We start from the raw sequence: 19,868 nt of genomic DNA on the forward strand, positions 1-19,868 counted from the left end.
ATGAACCCTTTACAAAGCATATCTTACTTTGTAAAGGGTTCATCAACACCCACTACTCTCTGGTTTAAGGCTGGGTTATATGCTTTTGCAGCGTTCTTTTATGAAGCGCAAGTTGTTGCAATTTCATCCAATCGTTCAATAATAGGCAGATGTTGTGTACATAATCTTTCACATTTACCGCACTTAATACATTCAGCAGCTTGAGAAGCAGGTATATGCCAGTGATTTTTTAGGCGGTTTTCCATCTTATTTCCTAACAACTTTTCATTATAGGCATCCATGAACTTTGGTATGTCTATATTTTTGGGACAGTGCTTGCAGTAAGCACAACCAGTACACAGGTTATTTAGGGCAACTCCCTTATGTTCATATTCTTCATAGATTTCTCTAGCTGGACGCTCTTTTAAATTCTCCACCGCGCGACAGGCATCATCTATATGTTCTTTTGTTGTACATCCTGCCAAGGTAATAGTTATTTCCTTATGAGAAGCTACGAAATTTAATGCTGCCTGAGGAACGGTGAGGTCGGTTCCTTCTGTCAGATAACGGAACGTCTCAGGATTATTCGGTATTAAGCCCCCACCGAGAGGATTCATAACCACGACACCCATTCCTTTTTTATGTGCTGCTTCAATACCGGATTGGCGGAAACGGTAATTCAAGGCATTATAACCAATTAACATGCCCTTAAATAAATCCTGTTCTACAGCATCCTCAAGCTCTGTGCCTTGCATATGTGAAGAAAAGACGATATTTCGTATCAGACCATCTGCTTTTGCATCTTCAAAAAAACGATATAATGCATCACACTGTTTTGAGAAGGAGTCCATACTAAGAACACACCAAAGATGATAAAAGTCCAAATAGTCCACCTTTAATCTGCTTAAACTTGTCTCTAGTCTACGTCTAAAATCTTCAGCCGTATGGTCACCCCCTACCGTACCCATATTTGTTTTGGAAGAAATAAAATAACTATCCCTTGGCAGCTGTGATAATGCCATTCCTGTTATAATTTCACTTTTATCTTCACAATAAAAGGGTGCAGTGTCAAAATAATTAATGCCCTTTTCATGAGCATATAGGGCAATCTCAGCACATTTTTCTAAATTTTCTGCCTTTACATCTTCCGCATCATAGCGCATACAGCCCATACCGATAGCGGATACTTTCATATTAGTGTTTCCGTAGTGTTTATAATACATTTTAGCTCCTATCTGTGTGCCTTAGTTAATAGCCCTAGTGCTATCTGTAATTGCACACTTACAAATCAATATGTTGAAAAAAGTATTAGTTTTTCAACTTAATCCATTGCATAACACATCTGAATATACTGTGTTATTACCACAATAAAAATATGTGAAAGATTTAATACGTGTCATTCCATTTTTATAAATTTTCTTTCACAATTCTCACCATAATACTTGGTAATCTATCCTATTAAGTATAACACATAATAAATCCTAACCTCAATAAAAATTTATACCTGTAAGTCTTCTTTTCTTTTTGGAGAAATGTAGTATAATAAGGATAGTATCATTTTTAAGAGATATTCCAAAAGAAAATGTCTAGAAATAATGAACGAATACAACTGCCTAACAGCGGCTATATGGAGGAACCAATTTGAAACCATTTGGTATTAAAAACAATCACATAAATAAAGCCCAAGATAATAACTCTAAAAATAATAAAAGTTATACTACTAAAAATATAGGGACTAAAAAACCAGCTGCGATAAAGCAAACACAGGCAGAACAATCTGACTGGTTTTATATGTCAACAACGGATGTAAAAATTAGTGATATTGCTGCCTGCCTAGAAGAAGCTGGCTATACAGAACTCGACTTGTGGGAAGATATGGGTGTCTTACAGGTAGAACTAGCAGGTAAATTTTCTATTGACTTTGAACACTTTACAACGCCTTTTAAGGATCCCTTGGATAAGGCTTTCATTGAAAGCAGAAAGATACAAACCATTTACACTATAACCTTACAAAAAGGCAATTTTTATAATCTGCGAATGGTCATGAGTAAAATACTAGACAAATGGGAAGGAATCGTATGCGCTGATACGGCAGATTTTGAACCTGTATATGATAAGAATAGGCTGAAAGCAGATTCATAACAAGTATATATTGTTAAAAATATGACAAATTTCTTGACCCTGTAGCTACTACAGGGTATATACTCTTTTTATCAAAATGAGGAGGTTTTACGTATGATGAAAAGAGTTTTTGTAGTTTTGTTGTCCTTTGTTTTGGCATTTGGTTTAGCCGGATGCGCAGACAAAAAGAAAGAAAAACCAGTTAATAATTCTGCGGAACAGAGTACCGGTAAGGAAGTTACTACTGCCTTTAAAGCTGGGACTTATACGGGGCAGGCTGATGGACGAAATGGTCTAATCAAGGTGGAAGTAATTGTTAATGACATGAGTATCGAAAGCATTAAAGTATTGGAATCTTCTGAGACAGAAGGCATTGGAGATACTGCCATTGAAAACCTGACTCAGGATATCCTGACCAAACAGTCCATCGGTCTCGATGCAGTAAGCGGCGCCACGGTAACTTCCGAGGCTTTCTTAAATGCAGTTGAAGATGCACTTAAACAGGCAGGCGGCGACCTTAAAGCTCTAAAAGCTGCTATTACTAAAGAAAATGAGGGTAAAACAGTAGAACTGACTGCTGATGTGGTGGTTATCGGTGCCGGTGGTACAGGTGTTGCAGCTGCTGTAACGTCTGCCGAACATGGTGCGAAGGTTATCGTGTTGGAAAAGACTGCAATTCCTGGCGGAACAACTGCAAATGGCGGTGGCTTTTTCGCTGCAGACAGTGCAAAAGCCAGAGCTTTAGGTCAGAAAGCAGTTGATACAGATTACATATTTAAGGAATGGATGGCAGAAATGGACTGGCTTGCCGATGCAAGTCTGGTAAAACAATTCTTGTCTTTATCCCATACTACAGCTGATTGGCTAGAAGAACATGGTGTCATCTTTCACAAAACAGAAGAAGCGGTGCAGCAGAGCCATCAAGAGGGAACAAACGGATATCATAAATACGACGACTATACTAAAACATCTTCACAATTAGGTGCTATGCTTGATAAGATAGTAAAGGATTACAGTGCAGAAGTTTATTATGAAACTCCTGCTAAGAGCGTAATAACCGAGGGTAATAAAGTTATTGGAGTCACAGCTGTTGCAAAAGATGGTTCTACTCTTAAGATTACTGCTAAATCAGTTATTATTGCCTCTGGTGGTTTTGTCGGAGATTCTGAAATGATTAAAGACGCTTTAAATGGTGTCTCTGTTAATGCGGCAGGCTATAATTCTAATGTTGGTGACGGTATTAAAATGGCGTGGGATATTGGAGCAGCGTCCAGAGGTCTATCTGCTATGGTAGCCCATACCTTTGCAGTAGAAGGAAATGGTAAAGTAGAAGGTGATTATGAATTTATGGAATTATACCAAGCCACTAGTTCGGTTGCCTATATGCCCATTATACCTTGGATAAACGGCAGCGGCGTCCGGTTTGCCAATGAAGATATTGTATATGACAGAGCTTTATCCAGTAACTCCGTCATTGCACAGGGAAATTTTGCATACTTCGTATACAATGATAAATTATTAAAGACCTTGGAAACAAAAGGAGCAAGAGCAGCAGGAATGCGTGACAAAATTGCCATGGGTCCAATGCCTGAAATTACTCCTATGGACAGTGGTTGGAGTAATTTAACAGAAATTGTTGACAAAATGGTAAAAGCAGGATATGTGGTGAAAGCGGATAGTCTTGATGATTTGGCTAAAAAATTAAACATAGATAAAGAAACCTTGAAAGAGACTATGGACAAATATAATGCAGATGCAATGAAAGGTATTGACAGTCTGTATGGTAAGGATGGCAAGCATATGTATCCCTTGACCGAAGGACCTTATTATGCTTTTAAAGTAACCGTAAATAATCTTTGTACTGTAGGCGGTATTCGGATTAATTCCGACTTCCAAGTCGTACAAGACGATCCAGAAAACGGTTATACCCCTATAGCAAATCTTTATGCCGCAGGTGCAGATGCCGGTGGAATATACTCAGACCATTACGCCCATACCATTGAGGGTGCTGCACAAGGTTGGGCTTATAATTCAGGAAGACTTGCCGGAGCGAACGCAACGGAAAATGCACTGGACGTTAAGATTGATCTATTCACAGAATAGTGATTCCGAACAAAATAATAGTTACCAGAAGAGATAACTATTATTATTTGTTAGATTGCCCTTAGCACTTTACCTAATTATCTATTAAAAAATTAATATACTTAAATAAAAGGAATATATACGTCAAATAATCTTTTAGTCCGGTCTGCTTCCTTCATCTCATGCAGAATACTGCCATGCATGGTTCCTTTTAACTTGTAACCATGCTCCAAGCAATATGCCTCTGCTTTCCGTAAAAGCTCTGGAAGGTACTCAGATAAATTACTTTCCAGAATAAACATGGTATAAAGGCATTTTGCAGGAGGTAGATGAAGCAGACCTTTTATAGGTGCAGGCTGATTCGTGTAAAAACCATATCCAAAGCTAAACTCTGGACTGGATTGTCCTTGTGTGTTATCGTAGTTAAAACAAGGCCATATATCCGGTAGGTGATTAAGGCATTGATGGGTACTTTCAAACACCTCCTCCTCACTTATAAAGCAGGCAGCTGTCTGGTTTTGGTGGTAGTAGCAATTGGGTGATTCTGTTATTTCAAAACCGCCTTTAAGTTTCCTCCATTTGTTTATTTTTATGTTTAACTGCTTAATGTGTTCCTTAGCCCGCATTAAATATTCCTGTTCCTTATGAATTACCTCAAGTTGGTCTGACAACTTTTCTTCAAGCATGTCAATGGGTTTGCCGGATATCAGTAGGTCTGCATCACTCATGGTAAATAATAAAGAACGGTACATTTTATAAGCGAAGATTTTATTAATATCTTCTGATTTAAAATATCGATAGTTGTTATTTTTATCCCGTATCGTTTTAATAATTTTTTTGTTATCAAAATATCGTAAGGTATCCTCACTGATATTTAAAATACGCTTGACTTCACTAATTTTATATTTCATAAGATTATCCTTTGTAATATTTTATTAAATACTACCAATATAAGGGAGAAAACTAAGTATGTCAAGGCTTGTAAGAGGAATTCCAACTTGCATAGATTTTGTGAATGAACATAAAACCTATCTATAACTAAAGTTTGTCGAACTTTAACGAATAAGTAGGAAATATGTCCCAATCACCCAAATATGCTTTACTTATACTCTTTAAATTGCTATAATTTTACTATATTTTACGAATCTTTTTATGTTATACAGGCTGCCAGCACGGCAGTGTTACTGGATTTGTATGGGGAGACGAAACCGCACCCTGCATGACTGAAAGGTTGAAGGAAAAAACTTAGAAAGGATGCCACTTACATTCTTTCAACCAATTGTGGCTGTATCATTTCGTTTAGTCGTTTTGATATGGAATTTATAAAACTTATGAAAACAAAGAAAAAAAACTTTCTACAAAGTCTTAAAATTTCCCAGAAAATAGTACTTTCTATCATGATGATTTTTATCATTTCAATTGCTTCTCAAATAATGAGTGATATTTATTTACAAAAGGCTCAGAAAACTGCTGATATCATAACCAGAGATAATATCGGAGATTTAATCGCGTACAGTGATGCTTATACGTTTACTTTATCTATGGATGGAGTTGCTGCGAAATATTACTTAACAGAGAATACCGCTGTGAGAGAACAGTATAAGGCAATTATTGATTCTTGTTCGGAACAGGCTAGAAGCTCTATATTACAATTACAAGAAAGTATGAAGAATACAGAAAATACAGAAGCTATTGCAGAATTGCTGAAGGAATATGATGAGTACTATGGTAAACTGGTGGAAGGCATACAAATGACGGATGCTGGTAATGGCCAGCAGGCCTATAGTATGTTTATGTCCGAAATGGAGCCTATTACCATAAGAATGTATGAAAAATTAAGAAATCTAAATACGTACAATAAGTCGTTGGCCAATAATTTATTAGCAAGTCTTAATACAGACAAGAATGCTGCAATGGTAATTATCGTGTTAAGTTTTGTACTCACTTTAACCATTACTATAGTTGTATGGCTCTTCATACATGCTAATCTAGTGAAGCCAACCATACGAGCTAAGAAAGCACTGCAATCAATAACACAGGATATTGAAGAAGGCCAGGGCGATTTAACAAAACGTATAAACGTTGAAGCGAATGATGAGATCGGAGAACTTGTACAGGGTATCAATAGTTTTATGGCTAAATTGCAAAAAACAATATCTGATATACATTTTGTATCTCAAGACTTAAAGAAAAACTTTCAGATATTTGAAACCGGCATCAGCAAAGTGATTGATAATGTGGCTGATAATTCAGCATCTATGGAAGAAATGTCAGCAGGCATGGAGGAGACAGCCGCAAATATTGAAGAAGTAAATGTTTCTACCTCGGATGTAACACAGCTCATCCATATAATTACAAATAAAGCAGATAAAGGGGTCACTTTGGCAGATGAAATCAGTGCCCGTGCAGCAGAATTAAGACAAACTTCTGTAGAAGCTCAGGATTCAACTAAATATATGTTACAGGATATCGGTCAAAATGTGAAGGTAACCATAGAAAAGTCAAAAGAGGTTGAAGAAATTAATATGCTGACAGATACTATCCTGGATATTACCGCCCAGACAAATCTGCTCGCTCTGAATGCTGCCATTGAAGCTGCCAGAGCAGGAGAACAGGGAAAAGGCTTTGCCGTAGTAGCCGGAGAAATCGGACACTTAGCAGCTCGTTCCAGAGAAACCGCTAACCAGATACAAAAGATTAGCAACTCAGTAATTGATGCTGTTCGTGAGTTGGCAGCAGATTCGAACCGTATGCTTGAATTTGTTGAATCCAGAGTTATGAATGATTATACCGAAATGGTAGAGACCGGAGTAAAGTATGACCGGGATGCCCAGACAGTTGATCAGATTATGAGCGAATTCAAGGACACTGCAGAACAGCTGGAAAAAACTATGTATGAGATTATGCGTTCAATCGACGGTGTGGCAACTATAATAAATGAAAGCTCTAACAATGTGCAGACGGTTGCCGGAAACAGTGAAAACTTGTTTAAGGACGTGGAATTGTTCCAAGATGCTTTAAGAGACAGCACACAATCAGTAGAAAACCTAAATCAGGCAGTTATCATTTTTAAAAACATTTGATGGATTAAATAGACAAATTAAGAAATACAGAATATAATAATAAAAAACAGGGAGGTCTGTTCATGATACGATTTATAAAATGGTTTATGAAATGGAATGCCAGAAAGAAATTTTTGGTTCTAACTGCCTATGTATTATATGTATTTCTAGATCAGGTGTTTGCAGACGGCTGTTTCAGTGATATATGGAGCCGCTTAGCACTGTTAGGTCAAAAAAAGCAAATCTAGAATTATCTATTTCCGCCATTCTATTGTATGGTACCGCAAGACATGTTGCGGTATACATAGTGTCAACGTACTTGATGGTAATGCCACTGCTAAAACTTTTGTAACAACTTGATTTGTACGTGTCCAAGCGCAGATAGCATTACTGCTATTAGCACTGGGGACGCACCGACGAGAGTTATTATGAATATTTATAAGTATATATGAAATTTTTTTAAAATATCTATTGACAATTTATGTGAGAAAGAATATACTTAATTCAATTTAAAAATAAAACCGATGAGCAAGAGAAGTAAGTAAAGGAATACTTTACAGAGAGTCGCCTGATGGTGGAAGGGTGATAAGAATGAATTTACTGAATGGACTTGTGAGGGTGGCTTGAAACCGTAAGGAAGTAGATGTCAACGGGTACCCTATCCGTTATCAGCAGGGTGTATATGATAGTATACAAACAGAGTGGGTGTCGTAAGACATCAATTTGGGTGGTATCGCAGAAGTTAGAAGCTTTTGTCCCTTAGATTTAGGGATAAAAGCTTTTTTTTCGTATATTTTTACATGTTATATGGTATTAAATTATCAATAATAATTATAAATATAAAGGCAAAGGAGGATATTTATGACCCAAAGTTATAATGAACTTAAAATTTACGAAAAAGGTTACAACTTAATTCCGGTATGTAAAGAAATCTTATCTGACTTTATTACACCAATCCAATTACTGAGGAAATTAGCTAATGCAGATAATAATTACTATCTGCTGGAAAGTGTGGAAGGCGGAGAGAAATGGGGAAGATATTCCTTTTTAGGCTATAACCCCTTGCTGCGGACTTATTGTAAAAATGGTGAGGTTACAATACAGAAAGAGGGAATTGAACGTAAAATCTCACAGCCGCCGTTTTGTGCCCTGCGTAGTCTTTTGACAGAATATAAGGCACCTAGAATACAAACACTTCCAACCTTTACTGGTGGCTTAGTTGGTTATTTTTCCTATGAGATGATTGGCTATACTGAGCCAAAGTTAAAGCTAAAATCCAGTGATTTTCATGATTTTGACCTAATGTTGTTTGACAAAGTAATTGTATTTGACCACTTAAAACAAAAAATTATTGTAATTGCAAATTACAAAGCAGAAGAGGGTAAAACAGGATATGATAAAGCCTTAGAAGAAATTGACGGTATTATAGAATTAATTTATAAAGGCAAACCTTTACCTTTTGAAGCGGTTATGGAGACACCTGATTTTACATGTAATACCTCTATGGAATCTTATTTGGGTATGGTTGAAAGAACAAGGCGATACATAAGAGAAGGGGATATCTTTCAAGCAGTAATTTCCAGAAGATTTGAAGCTGCGTATCACTCCAGTCTATTCAATGCATATAGAATTTTAAGAACCACCAACCCTTCACCTTATATGTACTTCATGCAATGCGGGGAGATCCAGATTGCCGGTGCTTCTCCTGAAACCATGATTAAGCTGGAAGACAAAAAGCTTACAACCTTTCCGGTAGCCGGTACTAGACCCAGGGGGAAAGATGCCGATGAGGACTTGGAGCTTGAAAAGGATTTAATGGCAGATGCGAAAGAACTATCTGAACACAATATGTTGGTAGACCTGGCAAGAAATGATGTTGGGAGAATCGCAAAATATTCCAGTGTCAAGGTTGAGGATTATATGAAAATACACCGTTTTTCAAAAGTCATGCATATTGCCTCCGTTGTAACCGGTGAATTAGAAGATAGTAAGGATGGCTGTGATACCATAAGTGCACTGCTTCCCGCCGGAACCTTATCTGGTGCACCGAAATTTAGGGCATGTGAGATTATTGATGAATTAGAACCCAGCGCCCGGGGGATATATGGTGGTGCTATTGGTTACCTGGACTTTTCAGGAAATCTAGATGTATGTATTGCCATCCGTACCGCTGTGAAAAAAGAGGGTAAAGTCTACGTTCAGGCTGGAGCAGGTATTGTTGCTGACAGCATTGCAGAAAAGGAATACGAAGAATGTGCAAGTAAAGCCGGCGCTGTGATGGAGGCAATTAGAAAAGCAAGTGAGGTGACAGAATAATGATAGTACTAATTGATAATTATGACAGTTTTTCATACAATCTGGTACAGCTAGTCGGTAGTATCTGTAAAGAGAAGGCAGAAAAAAACCTTACAACTGCCGAACCCATTAAAGTTGTGCGCAATGATGAATTAAGTGTGGAAGATATAAAAGCCTTGAACCCTTCCCATATTATATTATCACCGGGACCAGGGCGTCCCTCCGAAGCAGGTGTATGCGAAGCAGTTATAGCAGCATTAGCAGGCAAAATACCTATACTTGGAGTTTGTCTTGGACATCAGGGCATCTGTGAAGTCTTCGGTTGCGTAATTACTTATGCCTCTACCTTAATGCACGGCAAACAAAGTCTCATACAACTTGATACTACTAGTAGTATATTTAGAGGATTACCAGAAAAAGTTTTAGTAGGAAGGTATCATTCTCTTGCTGCAAAACCAGATAGTATGCCAGAAGAACTATCTGTAATCGCCAGGGCAGCAGATGGTGACATAATGGCTGTTAAACATAAAGAATATCCTATATATGGCTTACAGTTTCATCCAGAATCCGTTTTAACCCCTGACGGTAAGGTTATGATGGAAAATTTCTTGCAAATGAATTCAATATAGCAATAGGAAAACCAATATAGTGTAAGGCTGACCAACATCTTGATATTATGTGTACAAAGTACACAGATGGGAGTTAGGTTGAAAAACCATAGAATGTTTTTCAACATCTTGATTTTATGTGTACAAAGTACACAGATGGGAGTTTAATATGATAAAGGAAGCAATTTATAAACTTACCAATAAGGAAAACTTATCTTATGAAATGGCAGAAGGTGTTATGGACGAAATAATGAGCGGTGAAGCCTCTGGAATTCACATGGGTGCATATCTTACCGGACTTCGTATGAAAGGTGAAACCATTGATGAAATTTCAGCCAGTGCAGCAGGAATGCGAAAGCACTGTACCCGCCTGCTTCATAACATGGATGTGCTAGAAATTGTAGGTACCGGCGGTGATGAGGCTTTTACATTTAATATTTCTACTACGGCCGCCTTAGTTGTATCAGCAACAGGCATCCCGGTAGCAAAACACGGTAACAGAAGTGTATCCTCAAAATGCGGTGCGGCAGATGTCCTAGAAGCACTTGGCGTAAATATCATGATTAGCCCGGCACAGAGTGCGGAGATACTGAAAGAAATCGGATTATGCTTTATGTTTGCCCAGACTTACCATACAGCAATGAAATATGTTGCACCTGTAAGAAGAGAACTAGGCATTCGAACGATTTTTAACATTTTAGGTCCCCTTGCTAACCCTGCCGGAGCAAATATGCAGCTGCTGGGTGTATATGATGAAACTTTGGTTGAGCCTCTTGCTAAAGTACTTGCTAATCTGGGAGTAAAAAGAGCGATGGTAGTTTATGGGAAGGATGGTCTAGATGAAATATCATTAAGTGCCCCTACTGTATGCTGTGAAATTCGTGACGGAAAACTTACCTCCTATGTACTGGAACCGGAGCAGCTTGGACTTACAAGGTGTTATAACAATGACTTAACCGGCGGTGGTCCTTTAGAAAACGCTGAAATTACTAAAGCCATCTTAAGAGGTGAAAAAGGACCAAAACGCGATGCGGTTTTGTTAAACGCCGCCGCTTCTATCTATATTGTGAAAGATAATATAACCTTAAAAGAAGCCCTTGCTCTCGCAAAAGAGGCAATAGACAGTAATAGGGCCGCGTTGCAGTTGGAGCAATTTGTAAAACTGACAAACCAACTTAAAAATGAGTAAAATGTGTTTTAATCCTATTAAATAAAAGAACGTAATAATATTAAGAAACTAGATAGGAGTAGGTCGTTATGATACTGGATAAAATAGCAGAAGCTACTAAACTGCGGATTCAAAGGGAAAAAGCTACTATCTCTCTGCCTGAAATAATAAAGCAGGCTAAAGAATTTCCTGTAGACACTAGCTTTCCCTTTGAGAAAGCTTTTTCAAACAAAAATATGCATTTCATATGTGAAGTAAAAAAAGCTTCTCCTTCAAAAGGTATAATAGCAGATGATTTTCCTTACATCCAGATTGCAATGGAATATGAATCGGCTGGAGCGAGCGGCATCTCTGTATTAACAGAGCCGGATTTTTTTCTTGGAAAGGATTGTTACCTTACACAAATAAAGAAAAAGGTAACAATTCCAGTACTCCGAAAGGATTTTATACTGGAACCCTATCAAATCTATCAGTCAAAAATTATTGGCGCAGACTGTATTCTATTAATATGCTCCTTGTTAGCAGAAGAAACCGTAAAAGAATACATCAGCTTATGTGATACTTTAGGACTTTCTGCTTTAGTAGAGGTACATGATGAAAAGGAAGCGTATGCGGCAGTCCGTGCCGGTGCCAGGATAATAGGTGTCAATAACCGGAATTTAAAGACCTTTGAAGTTGATATTCACAACAGCATCCGTTTAAGAAAGCATATACCGGAACATCTAATATGTATCGCAGAAAGCGGAATAAAAACCTCTCAGGATATTAAAAATCTCCAAACTGCCGGGATTGACGGCACTTTAATTGGTGAGACCCTTATGAGAAGTTCTGATAAAAAGAGAATGCTAGATGCTTTAAGAGAACTCCTATAGACTATTTATAAAAGTTGAGGTTATTTATGACTAAAATCAAAATATGCGGATTAAAAACGCTTAAAGATATTCAGGCAGTGAATAAATATATGCCGGATTATATCGGTTTTGTTTTTGCTGAAAGCAAGCGTAAAATTGATTTAGCTACAGCACGCCTTCTAAGAAAAAATTTATCTTCTGATATCCGGTCTGTTGGAGTATTCGTAAATGCTCCCATTGCTTTTATACAGGAGCTATATAAAGAAAATATTATTGATATGATACAACTCCACGGTGATGAAGATTTGACTTATATTCATGAATTAAACGAAACCTTGAATGCTCCTGTTATCAAAGCAATTAGAGTACAATCTCAAAAACAATTACTTAGTGTAAAAAACTTTCCCTCTGCTTATTTATTGCTGGATACTTATCATAAGAATCAGTATGGCGGCAGTGGTATATCTTTTAACCGAAGCCTTATTCCCAAGGATTACAGAGCCTTCTTCTTAGCCGGAGGACTGAATGCAGAAAATATAAAGGAGGCTATTTCGGATTGCAGACCTTATTGTATTGATATCAGCAGTGGTGTAGAAACAGAAGGAGCTAAAGATGAAGAAAAAATACGAGAGGTAATTAAAATCGTTAAAGGTTTATAATTTTATTAATTTTTTAAGCAGAAGTTCAAAGAAAAGATGCCGCACAAGGATTTTTCAACCTATTGATTTGTGGCATGCAATGGGTATAAGGTTGAATAAAAGACATTCAACCCCTTATTCGTACGCGACCCAAGGTCGCAGATGGGAGCTAAAAATGAAAAAAGGACGATTCGGACAATACGGCGGGCAATATATCCCCGAAACCTTAATGAATGCGGTACAGGAAGTAGAAAAGGCTTACGACTACTATAAAAATGATGCCCAGTTTAATATGGAATTAGAGGACTTATACAAAAACTATGCCGGCAGGCCCTCAAGATTGTATTATGCAAATAAAATGACAGCGGATTTAGGTGGTGCTAAGATATATCTAAAAAGAGAAGATTTAAACCATACCGGATCCCATAAGATAAATAATGTATTAGGTCAGGTTCTGCTAGCAAAAAAAATGGGCAAAACTAGAGTTATTGCAGAAACTGGTGCCGGACAGCATGGCGTCGCTACAGCTACCGCGGCTGCACTAATGGGACTTACCTGTGAAGTTTTTATGGGAAAAGAGGATACGGACAGGCAAGCATTAAACGTATTTCGTATGGAACTTCTTGGTGCAAAAGTGCATCCAGTTACCAGCGGAACTATGACCTTAAAGGATGCTGTCAATGAAACCATGAGAGAATGGACTAAAAGAGTGGACGATACCTTATATGTATTAGGATCAGTTATGGGGCCCCATCCCTTTCCGACCATTGTGCGAGACTTTCAAAAGATTATAAGTAAAGAAATAAAGGAACAGATATTAGAAGCAGAAGGAAGACTGCCGGATGCCATTATTGCCTGCGTTGGTGGTGGAAGTAATGCGATGGGAGCCTTTTATGAGTTTATAGAAGACCCTTCTGTCCGGTTAATTGGCTGTGAAGCAGCAGGGCTTGGTATAAACACTCCTAAAAATGCAGCTACCATTGCTAATGGCAGTGAAGGGATTTTTCATGGAATGAAATCTATCTTCTGCCAGGATGAATATGGACAGATTGCTCCGGTATATTCTATTTCTGCCGGACTTGACTATCCTGGCATAGGACCAGAGCATGCTATGCTGTATGAAACAGGTAGAGCTAGCTATGTTCCGGTAACAGATGAAGAGGCTGTGAAAGCTTTCGAATATCTTTCCAGGACAGAAGGAATCATTCCTGCAATTGAAAGTGCCCATGCAATAGCCTATGCAACAAAATTGGCACCAACCCTTAAGAAGGATGCAATTATTGTAATCAATGTATCCGGCCGGGGAGACAAAGATGTGGCAGCCATCGCAAGATACAGGGGGGTAAACATATATGAGTAGAATTCAAACTGCATTCCAAAAGGGTAAAGCTTTTATTGCCTTCGTCACAGGCGGAGACCCTGATCTAGAAACAACAGAGCAATTAATTTATGCTATGGAAGAAGCAGGCGCTGATTTAATTGAAATCGGTATTCCTTTTTCTGACCCTATTGCAGAAGGAGCCGTAATACAGGAGGCTAATGAACGGGCTTTATCCTCCGGTTGCACTACTGATACATTATTTGATTTAATAGCCAAAGTGCGGCAGAAGGTTAAAGTTCCTCTCGTATTTTTGACCTATATTAATCCTATTTATACATATGGAAAGGATAGATTTATGTCAAAATGTAAAGAAAGCGGTATTGACGGCATTATAATACCAGACCTTCCCTATGAAGAAAAGGATGAATTAGAACCGGACTGCTTACGCTATGGAATTGATTTAATTACCTTAATCGCACCAACCTCTAATGAGCGTATTAAAATGATAGCAAAAGATGCAAAAGGGTTTATTTATTGTGTATCCTCCTTAGGTGTAACTGGTGTGCGTTCAGAAATAAACACAGATGTAGATTCTATGATAAGCCTTGTCAGAGAAGTAACCACAACCCCTTGTGCAGTAGGATTTGGTATCTCTACCCCTGACCAGGCGGCTAAATTTGCAAAGGCTTCGGATGGAGCTATTGTAGGAAGTGCCATAGTAAAAATAATTGCCCAGCATGGAAAAGACAGTCTTTCCTATGTAAGCGATTATGTAAAGGCAATGAAAGAGGCTGTTCGTAATGCATGATATAATAGCTTAAAAATCGAAACTTTTACAAAGAAAGAACAGTAGTAAACTTTAATGAGATGATTAATATTTGCTACTGTTTTTATTTTCGCAATATGTACTCTATTAAGTACTTCTGGTTCTATAATATGCCAGCATATTAGCAGCTTGCATTCCGCTGTATAAAGAACCTTGCATCCACCCATGCTTTGTTGAGGTGTGTTCTCCTGCAAAAAAAAGCCTGTTATTATATTCCGGTTCCTGAACAGTATAGGCAAAATTAATCTTTTGCCCCGGCAGTTCCGCTACAAAAGCCCCTCTGGCCCAGTATTCATGATTCCATTCCAATATCTTATGCTCAGCTACTATGGAGTTTAAATATCCTTCCGGTAAGCCGTGAACCTCTTCAACCTCCCGTTTAATGGATCTAAATCGCCTCTTTTCATCCTGGTTTCCAACTCTTATAGAATCCAGATGCAGATTATAAGCAGCCATCAGTACACCCGGCTCTGATGGCTGGCAGGGATTCAGCTCCGAACAGTAGAAATGATCAGCCGGATATATAATGGATTGTATAGGTAAATCTGTAAAAGAAATCCCCCCGTTCATATTACCATATTCAGCGTTCTCTTCCCAAAACCGCTTTTTACATAAGAAAGCTGCTTTTAATGAATCCACATAATTCAATTCACGAATAGCCTGCATCTTTTGATTGGTAAAGAAAGGCTTAATATCTACCAGTCGTAAGGTTGAAAAAGGTATGGAACATATGACATAATCATATTCCTGTAACTCTTCTTTATTATTTTTACCTTCTGCCTTTAATAAAACAGATTTCCCATTCTCTGGCTGATATATTCCATTTATTACTGTCCCTAGTTTAAAGTCTATTGTACCGATTGTATCAGTCGGCTGGTTATATTCCTTCGGTGATTTATTCGTTAAAGATTCGTAAAAAGCCAATGGAAGGTGTATCATTCCACCAGAGATACGATATGTATTTATATAATCCAGCGAATATTCCTCTTGCAAGGTTTCACTATAGCTTGTATTTAATAATCCCCCTGTCAACGGATCAACACTGGCTAATAAGGTTATCGTATCCTGACTAAGTCCTAACATTTCAAGCATTTGACGGTTACTAAGATTAATATAGCCGGCATATTCCGGGGAATAGGCAGGAAGAATCTGTAATAATTCACGTCTAACATCTGGTGAGAGACCGTTTAGAGCAGCAGAGAAGGCATACTCATTAAGCTCTGTCCAGGGTAAATTACGCTCATCCGCTGTCATGTTATATAAAGGGTATATGTATTTTGTTATCTCTCCTGTCGGCTCTCTTCGAATCCTTGTATTATGAACATAGAGAAAGTTGTTAGAAAAAGGAGATGTAAGAGGAACCGTAATGAGGTGAAATAAATTGATATAGTGCCATGTCGTTCCATGTGAAACAGGTATCCGCATGGGGCCGAATTCACCATAATATTTTTTATCCTTATCAAAATAGTAAGTATAGACACGTCCCCCGATTCTTTCCTCAGAAGCTTCATAGATAGTTATATCTGCACCAAGTTTACGAAGCTCAAAAGCGGCTGACATTCCGGCAAGTCCTCCTCCGATAATCGCAATTTTTAAATCCTTAAAATCACCGTAGGAGGCATAATTTGTAATATCTTCTGGTGGGTTTAAAAGCTGGATGATGTTTTGAAAATCTTCCGAACGCCCAGTTCTTGCTAATGCATTTTGCAACATCTGATACCGTTCCGTATCTGTAGGATTCATAGGATTGCTGGGGTTAAGTTGTAGTACCATTATAAACCTTCTCTCTATCTATGTTGTAATGTATTTTAGATAATGTAAAAATATACTATCTTTAACCAATAAAAAGGTTATACAATACCCCCATGCAATATTATAAATATTCATTCCTAGGTTTACTATAATAGGTAGAAAACGATTACGGTTATTTATAAAAATTCCGAAAAAGAATTGTAATCATTATGTTAATCATGTATAATTTAGTTAACATTAATTTTATAGTACAAAACCGGATGATACATATATACTAGTTTTCACTTAAGCTATTACGAAACTCTATGTTTAGAAGTAGGGAAATCTCACAAAATTAAAGACCATCACTATATATGATTGTTTCGTAATTACCTGTATATGCAATGAAAGAGAGGTTTTGTAAACAGTATGGTAAAATGAACAAAAAGAAAGGTTGCTAACATGAAATTACTACAGGAGAGAATATTAAAAGACGGAAATGTTAAAAGCGGGAATGTATTAAAGGTTGACAGTTTCCTAAATCATCAGATGGACATTGAATTATTTAATGAAATCGGAAAGGAATTCAAAAGAATCTTTGCTGATTACAATATAAATAAGATATTAACCATAGAAGCCTCAGGAATCGGAATTGCCTGTATTACAGCTCAGTACTTTAATTCACCGGTAGTATTTGCAAAGAAAGCACAAAGTATTAACATTGACGGTGCTGTCTACTCTACTAAAATCGAATCCTTTACTCATAAAAAAACTTATGATGTCATAGTATCTAAAAAATTCTTAAATCCCGAAGACAGAGTTTTAATAATAGATGATTTTCTTGCCAATGGATGTGCCTTGGCGGGATTAATTGAATTGGTCCGCAGTGCAGGTGCGACTGTCGAAGGTATTGGAATTGTTGTTGAAAAAGGATTCCAAAATGGTGGAGAACTAATTCGTTCTATGGGTGTAAGGCTGGAATCACTTGCAATTGTAGATGCCATGAACGCTGATGACGGAAGCATTACTTTTCGCAATTAATATATAAAGCGCTAATCCGCAAGAGTAGGCATCCATACTCGAGCGGATTCTTTATGCTCTTTCGTTTAAAAATGCATTTTATTGATAAATCCAAAGTAATCCATATGAATATGATCTTTGTAATGGAAGCAACATAACTATATAAAATACATCGGCATGTACCAGGAGTAGTGTGTGCATCAATTAAGTATGTGCCGAAGCAAGCAGATGGGAATAATTATGAAAAATATAATAAAATACCTAAAACCATATAGTTTTCGTATGACAATTGGTTTTATCATTAAAGTTGGCGGTACCTTTATGGATCTAGGATTACCTTGGGTATTAGCCTATATTATAGATGATGTAATACCTTTGTCAGAAGTGAAATTAATCTTATACTGGGGCTTAGTCATGCTATTTTTGTCAGTAGGTGCGCGAGCAATGAATGTCATAGCCAATCGTATGGCTTCCAGAGTAGCAGGTGATACCGTCGAAAGACTTCGCCACGACTTATTCTGGAAGATAGAGCAGTTATCCGGCGCTCAAGTCGACCAATATACTATCCCCTCCCTTATCTCAAGAATGACCTCTGACACTTATAATATACATCAGATGGTTGGTATGATGCAGCGCTTAGGGGTCAGGGCACCCATTATCCTCATTGGCGGAATTATTATTACCGCCACCCTAGAGCCTGTTTTAACCCTGGTTTTGATTGCAATTCTACCTTTACTAGCTATTGCTGTCTATTTGGTTTCTAAAAAAGGAATTCCTATGTACTCTAAAAGCCAAGCAGCAGCAGATACAATGATACGTATTGTAAGGGAAAATATAAGCGGTATACGTGTAATAAAGGCACTTTCTAAAACCAGCCACGAAAAAAGACGTTTTTCCAAAGGAAATGAGGAGGTCGTTGACCGTGAATTTAAAGCCGGGGCCACTATGGCAATTATTAATCCGACTATGAATCTCTTGCTTAATGTTGGACTTACTCTTGTAGTCATTGTAGGTGCTTACCGTGTCAACAGCGGGGCGTCTGAGGTAGGTAAGATTGTTGCATTCCTGTCCTATTTTACAATGATTTTAAATGCTATGCTTATGGTTACCCGTATTTTTATAACCTTATCAAAGGCAAGTGCTTCTGCTGGGCGTATATCCGAAGTTTTATGCGCAGAAGAGGACTTAAAGCTTTATACGGAAGAAACATATCCGGCTAGTAAGGAAGAAGTAAATTTACATATAGAATTCAAACAGGTATCATTTGAATATAATCAGACAAAAAAGACCGCTGTTCCAAGTGATTCTATTGCTGTAGTAAGCGATAAGGCCGGCGAAGCGGAATCGTCTACATGTGTAGAAGATATTAATATTAAGATTAAGCCACGTGAATCTTTAGGGATTATCGGTTCTACCGGTTCAGGTAAAACTACATTAATTAATTTATTAATGCGCTACTATGATGTATCTGAAGGAGCTATATACATTAATTCAAAAGATATTAGAACGATTCCCCTTAATAATTTACGAAAGAAATTTGGTGTAGTATTCCAAAATGATACCATTTTTGCTGATACAGTGAAAGGTAATATTGATTTAAGCAGAGGACTTCCTTTTCCTCAAATAGTTCAAGCAGCAGAAGATGCACAGGCAAAGGAATACATAGAGCAGCTTGGTATTGGGGATACACCTGTAGAATGTACAGAAGCCCTCCCAATACATGCTGTGACTGCTAATCCTGTTGATTTTTCAGCTAATAAGGATACCATATCTACTAAAGATACAATAAATAATAAAGCTATCCGGTTTGAATACCCAGTGGCGATTAAAGGTGCAAATTTAAGCGGTGGTCAAAAGCAAAGACTCTTGGTCGCCAGAGCCTTAGCAGGAAAACCTGAAATACTAATTCTTGATGATTCCTCAAGTGCCTTAGATTACAAAACAGATTCTAGTTTAAGGCAGGCTATAAAACGTCATTACAGTGATACTACGATACTTATGGTTGCGCAGAGAATCAGTTCCATTATGCATATGGATCACATATTAGTTCTAGAAGACGGTAAAATGATAGGCTACGGAACCCACGACCAATTGCTGGAATCCTGTGAAGTCTATCAGGAGATTTACCAGTCGCAAATGGGTAATGCCTAGAGTTCGTGTGAAAAG

Annotated in this window: 16 protein-coding genes and 1 other annotated feature; of the genes, 13 read left to right on the forward strand and 3 right to left on the reverse strand. The window is 37.7% G+C overall.

Annotation, left to right across the window (positions count from 1 at the left end; translation table 11 throughout):
* Positions 1-98 precede the first annotated feature (98 nt).
* Positions 99-1,202 carry an aldo/keto reductase gene (locus acsn021_RS10945; protein ID WP_184089620.1) on the reverse strand — a complete coding sequence of 368 codons (1,104 nt, stop codon included), beginning with the start codon at positions 1,200-1,202 and terminating at the stop codon, positions 99-101.
* Between the two features lie 418 nt (positions 1,203-1,620).
* Between acsn021_RS10945 and acsn021_RS10950 the strand changes: the two genes are divergently transcribed.
* Both acsn021_RS10950 and acsn021_RS10955 read left to right on the forward strand, forming a co-directional pair.
* Positions 1,621-2,121, forward strand: a complete 501-nt coding sequence (locus acsn021_RS10950) for a hypothetical protein (protein WP_184089618.1) — start codon at positions 1,621-1,623, stop codon at positions 2,119-2,121.
* A gap of 93 nt (positions 2,122-2,214) precedes the next feature.
* Complete coding sequence (locus acsn021_RS10955) at positions 2,215-4,203, forward strand: FAD-dependent oxidoreductase (protein WP_184089615.1); 1,989 nt, start codon at positions 2,215-2,217, stop codon at positions 4,201-4,203.
* 101 nt (positions 4,204-4,304) lie between these two features.
* Here acsn021_RS10955 and acsn021_RS10960 read toward each other — a convergent pair whose 3' ends face one another.
* Positions 4,305-5,093, reverse strand: a complete 789-nt coding sequence (locus tag acsn021_RS10960) for a MerR family transcriptional regulator (RefSeq protein WP_184089612.1) — start codon at positions 5,091-5,093, stop codon at positions 4,305-4,307.
* A 420-nt stretch (positions 5,094-5,513) separates the two neighbouring features.
* Here acsn021_RS10960 and acsn021_RS10965 point away from each other — a divergent pair, with 420 nt between their 5' ends.
* The 9 genes from acsn021_RS10965 (at position 5,514) to trpA (ending at position 14,933) form a co-directional block, all read left to right on the forward strand.
* Positions 5,514-7,265 carry a methyl-accepting chemotaxis protein gene (locus tag acsn021_RS10965; RefSeq protein ID WP_184089609.1) on the forward strand — a complete coding sequence of 584 codons (1,752 nt, stop codon included), beginning with the start codon at positions 5,514-5,516 and terminating at the stop codon, positions 7,263-7,265.
* Positions 7,266-7,327: 62 nt separating this feature from the next.
* Positions 7,328-7,492, forward strand: coding sequence for a hypothetical protein (locus acsn021_RS10970; protein WP_184089606.1), 165 nt, complete (start codon positions 7,328-7,330; stop codon positions 7,490-7,492).
* A gap of 267 nt (positions 7,493-7,759) precedes the next feature.
* Positions 7,760-8,007 (forward strand) — a binding site (T-box leader).
* 98 nt (positions 8,008-8,105) lie between these two features.
* Positions 8,106-9,560 (forward strand): anthranilate synthase component I, encoded by a 1,455-nt coding sequence (gene trpE, locus acsn021_RS10975; protein ID WP_184089603.1) that lies wholly within the window; start codon positions 8,106-8,108, stop codon positions 9,558-9,560.
* Positions 9,560-10,168 (forward strand): anthranilate synthase component II, encoded by a 609-nt coding sequence (locus acsn021_RS10980; protein WP_184089600.1) that lies wholly within the window; start codon positions 9,560-9,562, stop codon positions 10,166-10,168. Before trpE ends, acsn021_RS10980 begins: the two co-directional genes overlap by 1 nt.
* Before the next feature lie 148 nt (positions 10,169-10,316).
* Positions 10,317-11,336 carry an anthranilate phosphoribosyltransferase gene (gene trpD, locus acsn021_RS10985; protein ID WP_184089597.1) on the forward strand — a complete coding sequence of 340 codons (1,020 nt, stop codon included), beginning with the start codon at positions 10,317-10,319 and terminating at the stop codon, positions 11,334-11,336.
* A 68-nt stretch (positions 11,337-11,404) separates the two neighbouring features.
* Entirely contained in the window at positions 11,405-12,187 is a 783-nt protein-coding gene (gene trpC, locus acsn021_RS10990) for an indole-3-glycerol phosphate synthase TrpC (protein WP_184089594.1), read from the forward strand.
* A gap of 26 nt (positions 12,188-12,213) precedes the next feature.
* On the forward strand, positions 12,214-12,825 hold the full coding sequence (locus acsn021_RS10995) for a phosphoribosylanthranilate isomerase (protein ID WP_184089591.1): 612 nt from the start codon (positions 12,214-12,216) through the stop codon (positions 12,823-12,825).
* Between the two features lie 154 nt (positions 12,826-12,979).
* Positions 12,980-14,164, forward strand: coding sequence for a tryptophan synthase subunit beta (trpB, locus tag acsn021_RS11000; protein WP_184089588.1), 1,185 nt, complete (start codon positions 12,980-12,982; stop codon positions 14,162-14,164).
* Positions 14,157-14,933: a tryptophan synthase subunit alpha gene (trpA, locus tag acsn021_RS11005; RefSeq protein WP_184089585.1), complete on the forward strand. Its 777-nt coding sequence runs from the start codon at positions 14,157-14,159 to the stop codon at positions 14,931-14,933. Before trpB ends, trpA begins: the two co-directional genes overlap by 8 nt.
* A gap of 105 nt (positions 14,934-15,038) precedes the next feature.
* Here trpA and acsn021_RS11010 read toward each other — a convergent pair whose 3' ends face one another.
* Positions 15,039-16,724 carry a flavin monoamine oxidase family protein gene (locus tag acsn021_RS11010; RefSeq protein ID WP_184089582.1) on the reverse strand — a complete coding sequence of 562 codons (1,686 nt, stop codon included), beginning with the start codon at positions 16,722-16,724 and terminating at the stop codon, positions 15,039-15,041.
* Between the two features lie 420 nt (positions 16,725-17,144).
* Between acsn021_RS11010 and acsn021_RS11015 the strand changes: the two genes are divergently transcribed.
* Both acsn021_RS11015 and acsn021_RS11020 read left to right on the forward strand, forming a co-directional pair.
* The gene (locus acsn021_RS11015) at positions 17,145-17,723 is read left to right on the forward strand and encodes a xanthine phosphoribosyltransferase (protein ID WP_184089579.1); all 579 of its coding nucleotides are present in this window, start codon (positions 17,145-17,147) and stop codon (positions 17,721-17,723) included.
* Between the two features lie 174 nt (positions 17,724-17,897).
* A complete protein-coding gene (locus acsn021_RS11020) occupies positions 17,898-19,853 on the forward strand; it encodes an ABC transporter ATP-binding protein (protein WP_330601701.1) in 1,956 nt (651 codons plus the stop codon).
* Positions 19,854-19,868 lie beyond the last annotated feature (15 nt).

This window comes from Anaerocolumna cellulosilytica (assembly GCF_014218335.1).
Lineage (GTDB): Bacteria > Bacillota > Clostridia > Lachnospirales > Lachnospiraceae > Anaerocolumna > Anaerocolumna cellulosilytica.

What these genes read in the sequence shown, in the direction of transcription:
- acsn021_RS10945 (WP_184089620.1), bottom strand. Translation starts at nt 1,202, where the DNA reads ATGTATTATAAACACTACGGAAACACTAATATGAAAGTATCCGCTATC.
- acsn021_RS10955 (WP_184089615.1), top strand. Translation starts at nt 2,215, where the DNA reads ATGATGAAAAGAGTTTTTGTAGTTTTGTTGTCCTTTGTTTTGGCATTT.
- acsn021_RS10960 (WP_184089612.1), bottom strand. Translation starts at nt 5,093, where the DNA reads ATGAAATATAAAATTAGTGAAGTCAAGCGTATTTTAAATATCAGTGAG.
- acsn021_RS10965 (WP_184089609.1), top strand. Translation starts at nt 5,514, where the DNA reads ATGAAAACAAAGAAAAAAAACTTTCTACAAAGTCTTAAAATTTCCCAG.
- acsn021_RS10970 (WP_184089606.1), top strand. Translation starts at nt 7,328, where the DNA reads ATGATACGATTTATAAAATGGTTTATGAAATGGAATGCCAGAAAGAAA.
- trpE (WP_184089603.1), top strand. Translation starts at nt 8,106, where the DNA reads ATGACCCAAAGTTATAATGAACTTAAAATTTACGAAAAAGGTTACAAC.
- acsn021_RS10980 (WP_184089600.1), top strand. Translation starts at nt 9,560, where the DNA reads ATGATAGTACTAATTGATAATTATGACAGTTTTTCATACAATCTGGTA.
- trpD (WP_184089597.1), top strand. Translation starts at nt 10,317, where the DNA reads ATGATAAAGGAAGCAATTTATAAACTTACCAATAAGGAAAACTTATCT.
- trpC (WP_184089594.1), top strand. Translation starts at nt 11,405, where the DNA reads ATGATACTGGATAAAATAGCAGAAGCTACTAAACTGCGGATTCAAAGG.
- acsn021_RS10995 (WP_184089591.1), top strand. Translation starts at nt 12,214, where the DNA reads ATGACTAAAATCAAAATATGCGGATTAAAAACGCTTAAAGATATTCAG.
- trpB (WP_184089588.1), top strand. Translation starts at nt 12,980, where the DNA reads ATGAAAAAAGGACGATTCGGACAATACGGCGGGCAATATATCCCCGAA.
- trpA (WP_184089585.1), top strand. Translation starts at nt 14,157, where the DNA reads ATGAGTAGAATTCAAACTGCATTCCAAAAGGGTAAAGCTTTTATTGCC.
- acsn021_RS11010 (WP_184089582.1), bottom strand. Translation starts at nt 16,724, where the DNA reads ATGGTACTACAACTTAACCCCAGCAATCCTATGAATCCTACAGATACG.
- acsn021_RS11015 (WP_184089579.1), top strand. Translation starts at nt 17,145, where the DNA reads ATGAAATTACTACAGGAGAGAATATTAAAAGACGGAAATGTTAAAAGC.